The sequence below is a fragment of the Oleiphilus sp. HI0132 genome, from assembly GCF_001635845.1.
Genome location: NZ_LWGJ01001025.1, coordinates 1 through 4307 on the forward strand (window position 1 = coordinate 1; position 4307 = coordinate 4307).

The following is a 4307-nucleotide window of genomic DNA, read 5'->3' on the forward strand; positions in this document are numbered from 1 at the left end:
GGCTACGCCTGGGTAGCTTGTAGTTGAGATAACACTTCTTAAAAATGAGTGTGCTGTGGCTCTGGTTAAATCGAAGAGGGCAACGGAATATTTTTTTAAACTCAGAAATATCACCCGGTGCAGGGTGTTGAAAATGAACGGCTTCCAAATCGAGCTTTCGATTAATATGGTCTTGGACCCGTAATACTGACAACGCAAGTGTATGCTCTATATCGGCTGAGCAGTAAACCTCATTGTAGTCACAGACATATTCCAGATAAGTAAACTTATCATCATTGTGAATTTCAATATGCATGCCTTCATTAACCAAAGAATAGTAGCGTTGGTATTGTTGAAGTCCTTCATAGAGGGTTGGGCTATTAAAGAAAATGTGTGCAACTAAACCCATTTCTTCATTATGGGGATTCTGAGCGAGTTTAAGGCCAAGACGCTCGTCGGAGGTATAGGAAAGCGCAAGAGACCATAACGCATGATAAGCAGAGATATTTAGTCGGAAGTCTGCTAACTCAAGCTCGTGTAGTTCACAGGCCAAGGTAGAAATCAAAAGCTCGTTATTGATACCTTTTTGAATAAGATATTCGCACAATACTTTCGCGGTTGAGGAGTTTACGAACAAGTTTTTGACCCGGGACTTGCCAGACTTAATTGTCATTTAGCTTTCCTTTCCCTAACCGTGACTAAAGATACCTATTGTAGTAATTAAACCAAAGCTGTGTATTAATTACTGTTAATTAGGAATGCTACAGTCAGTCAAAAAGGTGGCACATATCGTCAAGAACAGGCATTCGGTCTGCTATATATTACACACACTGTCCTTTAGGAGTTGTACAGTAAACGAATTACAAACTTATACTAGCGGTGTTATTGACGGGGAACCACTATGGAATACGAAGTTTTTGTACCACAAAATGAAAATGAAAAAGAAAATTGTTCTGAGCTAGCAAATTATCTGAACAGTATGTTTTTTTGCTAAGTAGATTAAGAGGTTCAAGAAAAGGCGCGAAGTGCGCCTTTTTTTATTACACTAAACTGCTTTCAAACGCTGCTTTATTGCGTTATTTCTCTCAAGCATATCTCTAATGCGTGTTAGTTGGCTAAGGTTATCGCCGCTTTGCTTAGACTGGTTTGAAAAGACCAAGCCGACTCGCCACGAAGTATCGTCATTATCCATCCTTACCTTATTTACAATCTTTGCCTCAATTTGATTAACTTTTAGCTCCCCCATGTCCATATTCAAAACGAGGCGCAAACTTAGCTTGCTTCCGAGTTCTGGTTCACTGGGTACAGCCAGAGCAAGGCCAAGGAGATTGAAATCGAGAACATCTAAATCAAGCCAGCTAGAAAATAGACCTTGTTTAGTTTTGATTTGTGCCACGAGTTCTGCGGCGGGGACGCGTCGGTTACGACGATTTTCTTTAGGGTGGAGCTCTACAATCATTAAAAAATATACCTTACTACGTATCACAGTTTAGAAGTGAAAAGCATTTAATTAGTCAGATTAGGATACATATGAGAATATGCCATGAGCTCTTGGTGATAATGTGAACTGATTAAAAAAAATACAATGACTAAACTATATTCGCGCATAAGAGGGGAAGGTTTCCCCGTATTGATCCTTCACGGCCTGTTTGGCTCGTCAGATAATTTAGGCAGTGTTGCAACGGCCTTGGCAAGTAAGTTTAAAACCCATGCTATTGACCTGAGAAACCATGGTCGTTCGTTTCATCGCGAAGAGATGAACTATGAGCTTATGGCAGAAGATGTGATCGAATATATGAATGATCAAGGTATTGATATCGCATATGTGCTTGGACATTCCATGGGTGGAAAAGTCGCTATGAGTCTAGCCCTGCACCAGCAAAAACGAATAAAGGCCGTGATCGTTGCCGATATATCGCCTGTTCGGTATGAGGGACATCACGATGAAATATTTGCTGGTTTATTTGCTTTGCTAGAGTCAGATATCGTAAGTCGAAAGGAAGCAGATTCTTTGCTAGCGGAATTTGTTCCAGAGCAGGGGGTGAGGCAATTTTTACTAAAGAATCTAAAAGCCAAGCCCGGTGGAGGTTTCGATCTAAAAGTAAATCTCAACGCCATCCATCAAAATTACCATCATATTCTGGATGGACAGCATGCTGAAAAACCTTTTTTAGGGGAAGTGCTCTTCATTGCTGGCGAAGCATCAGACTATATACAGGCCGCCCATAAAGAAAAAGTAGTGAGCTTATTTCCCTTTGCAAAAGTCCGAATCATTCCAAAAGCCAGTCACTGGTTACATGCAGAAAAACCGGAAACCTTTATAGGAATATGTGAACGTTTTCTTACGGGTATCGACTAGACTATACATAACAACACTAGAAAGGTAGTTATGAGTTTACCAACAATAATAGATATTGAAGCTTCAGGCTTAGGAAAGGGCTCTTATCCAATCGAAGTAGGTTTTATTTCAGGTAAGGGAGAAACGGGCTGTACCCTGATAAAACCATTAGCTCATTGGACGAAATAGAACCGGGACGCCGAAGCGCTTCATGGAATATCCCAAGAGCTATTAAAAGAAAAAGGGCGAGATATTGTTAGCGTTGCCCAGTGGCTTAACCACAACCTTGCAGGTCAGACCATATATTCAGATGGCTGGGCTAATGACATGTGCTGGCTGGGTCAGTTATTTGATAAAGCTGAATGTATACAAGCCTTTCGAATTGAATCTTTACTCTCATTGCTTAGCCAGGAAGAACGAGAACAATGGACACCCGTCCACGACAAAGTTATTGAATTAGCAGGTCTGGCGCGTCATCGGGCCAGTGCAGATGCAAAAATGATTCAGGATACTTATGCAGAATTAAAAGGCTTGCCCAGAAATTAACGAACTCGTGATATTTAATCGATTATAACAATGGATCCGGAAATAGGAGTTCAATCTTGCTTTGGATCTATGTTAATCTCAAATGCTACCGTGTAATGCTGTCACGGGAGAATACAACTATATAAAGGGGTTAGGATAATGAAACTTAATAAATTGACCGCTGGTATTGCGATCGTGGCAGTAGGGTTAACTGCACAACAAAGTTATGCAAGTTCAACACTTGATGCAGTAAAAAAGAAAGGTATGGTAAGTTGTGGCGTGAGTGTCGGTTTAGCGGGCTTTTCACAAAAAGACGAGAAAGGGCAGTGGAGCGGACTGGATGTAGATGTTTGTCGTTCGGTTGCTGCAGCGGTTTTAGGCGATGCAGATAAAGTAACTTATCGCCCACTCACTGCAAAAGAACGCTTTGAAGCACTAAAAAGTGGCGAGGTAGATATTTTGTCTCGTAATACTACTTGGACTCATACACGTGACACATCACTAGGTTTGAACTTTGCTGGTGTAAACTACTACGATGGCCAAGGCTTTATGGTATCCAAAAAGCTAGGTGTTAAAAGTGCATTAGAGCTCGATGGAGCATCTGCCTGTATTCAGGCAGGTACCACCACTGAATTGAACATGGCTGACTACTTCCGTGCAAATGGTATGAAGTACACAGCAGTTACATATGATACTTCAGATCAGACTCGTGCAGGCTTTGAAAGCGGCCGTTGTGACGTATTAACCTCTGATCAATCACAATTATATTCGATTCGTATCGGCCTAAAAGACCCTTCTTCAGCAATGGTTTTGCCTGAAGTTATTTCAAAAGAACCATTAGGCCCAGTGGTTAGACAGGGTGATGATGGTTGGTTCAATATCGTTAAGTGGACAATGAACGCCTTGATAGAAGCAGAATTCTTAGGTGTTAACAGTACAAATGTAGATCAGGCTAAAGCTGAAGGTAACCCGGCTCAAAAACGTTTGATGGGTTCTGAGGGTGATGCTGGTGAGAAGCTTGGTTTGGAAGCCGGTTGGGCCTATAACATCGTTAAGCAGGTAGGTAACTACGGCGAGTCGTTTGAGCGTAATGTTGGTATGGACTCACCTCTTAAAATTTCACGTGGTTTGAATGCCCAGTGGAACAAAGGTGGTATTCTGTATTCCCCACCTGTTCGATAATACAGGTTGGCTTCTTGTAAGCATAAGATTAGACAGCTTGTTTAGTAGCAGGCTGTTTAATCCAGTAGCTAGAAAATTCTCAAATAATAAGTTAGCGCTTACTAAGTCTAGAAGCTGAGTAAAAAAATGGCTCGCTTTATAGGTAGCTAACAGCATTCTTTTGGAAATAATTTGTAAGGCCATATTATGTCTTCAGATCCGGAGTCCGAACACTTAAAGCTTAAGTCGGGTTCATTTATAAATAACCCTCGTAACAGGGCGATTATTTATCAATTAATCCTGG

At 41.2% G+C, this 4307-nt stretch carries 5 protein-coding genes; 3 read left to right on the forward strand and 2 right to left on the reverse strand.

The window, feature by feature from the left end:
- Both A3766_RS11820 and A3766_RS11825 read right to left on the reverse strand, forming a co-directional pair.
- Nucleotides 1-652, reverse strand: a 652-nt coding sequence (locus A3766_RS11820; RefSeq protein WP_197479551.1) for an AraC family transcriptional regulator ligand-binding domain-containing protein, incomplete at its 3' end; no start/stop codon positions are given.
- Nucleotides 653-1024: 372 nt separating this feature from the next.
- Nucleotides 1025-1438 carry a PilZ domain-containing protein gene (locus tag A3766_RS11825; RefSeq protein WP_068509978.1) on the reverse strand — a complete coding sequence of 138 codons (414 nt, stop codon included), beginning with the start codon at nt 1436-1438 and terminating at the stop codon, nt 1025-1027.
- A 126-nt stretch (nt 1439-1564) separates the two neighbouring features.
- On the opposite strand from A3766_RS11825, the gene A3766_RS11830 reads away from it, so the two are divergent.
- The 3 genes from A3766_RS11830 to A3766_RS11840 all read left to right on the forward strand — a co-directional run bounded on the left by A3766_RS11830 (nt 1565) and on the right by A3766_RS11840 (nt 4024).
- Complete coding sequence (locus A3766_RS11830) at nt 1565-2338, forward strand: alpha/beta fold hydrolase (RefSeq protein ID WP_068509979.1); 774 nt, start codon at nt 1565-1567, stop codon at nt 2336-2338.
- A gap of 306 nt (nt 2339-2644) precedes the next feature.
- Nucleotides 2645-2863 (forward strand): hypothetical protein, encoded by a 219-nt coding sequence (locus A3766_RS28920; protein ID WP_082865098.1) that lies wholly within the window; start codon nt 2645-2647, stop codon nt 2861-2863.
- Nucleotides 2864-3001: 138 nt separating this feature from the next.
- Nucleotides 3002-4024 carry an amino acid ABC transporter substrate-binding protein gene (locus A3766_RS11840; protein WP_068509981.1) on the forward strand — a complete coding sequence of 341 codons (1023 nt, stop codon included), beginning with the start codon at nt 3002-3004 and terminating at the stop codon, nt 4022-4024.
- The last annotated feature ends 283 nt before the right edge of the window (nt 4025-4307 follow it).

What these genes read in the sequence shown, in the direction of transcription:
- A3766_RS28920 (WP_082865098.1), top strand. Translation starts at nt 2,645, where the DNA reads ATGTGCTGGCTGGGTCAGTTATTTGATAAAGCTGAATGTATACAAGCC.
- A3766_RS11825 (WP_068509978.1), bottom strand. Translation starts at nt 1,438, where the DNA reads ATGATTGTAGAGCTCCACCCTAAAGAAAATCGTCGTAACCGACGCGTC.
- A3766_RS11840 (WP_068509981.1), top strand. Translation starts at nt 3,002, where the DNA reads ATGAAACTTAATAAATTGACCGCTGGTATTGCGATCGTGGCAGTAGGG.
- A3766_RS11830 (WP_068509979.1), top strand. Translation starts at nt 1,565, where the DNA reads ATGACTAAACTATATTCGCGCATAAGAGGGGAAGGTTTCCCCGTATTG.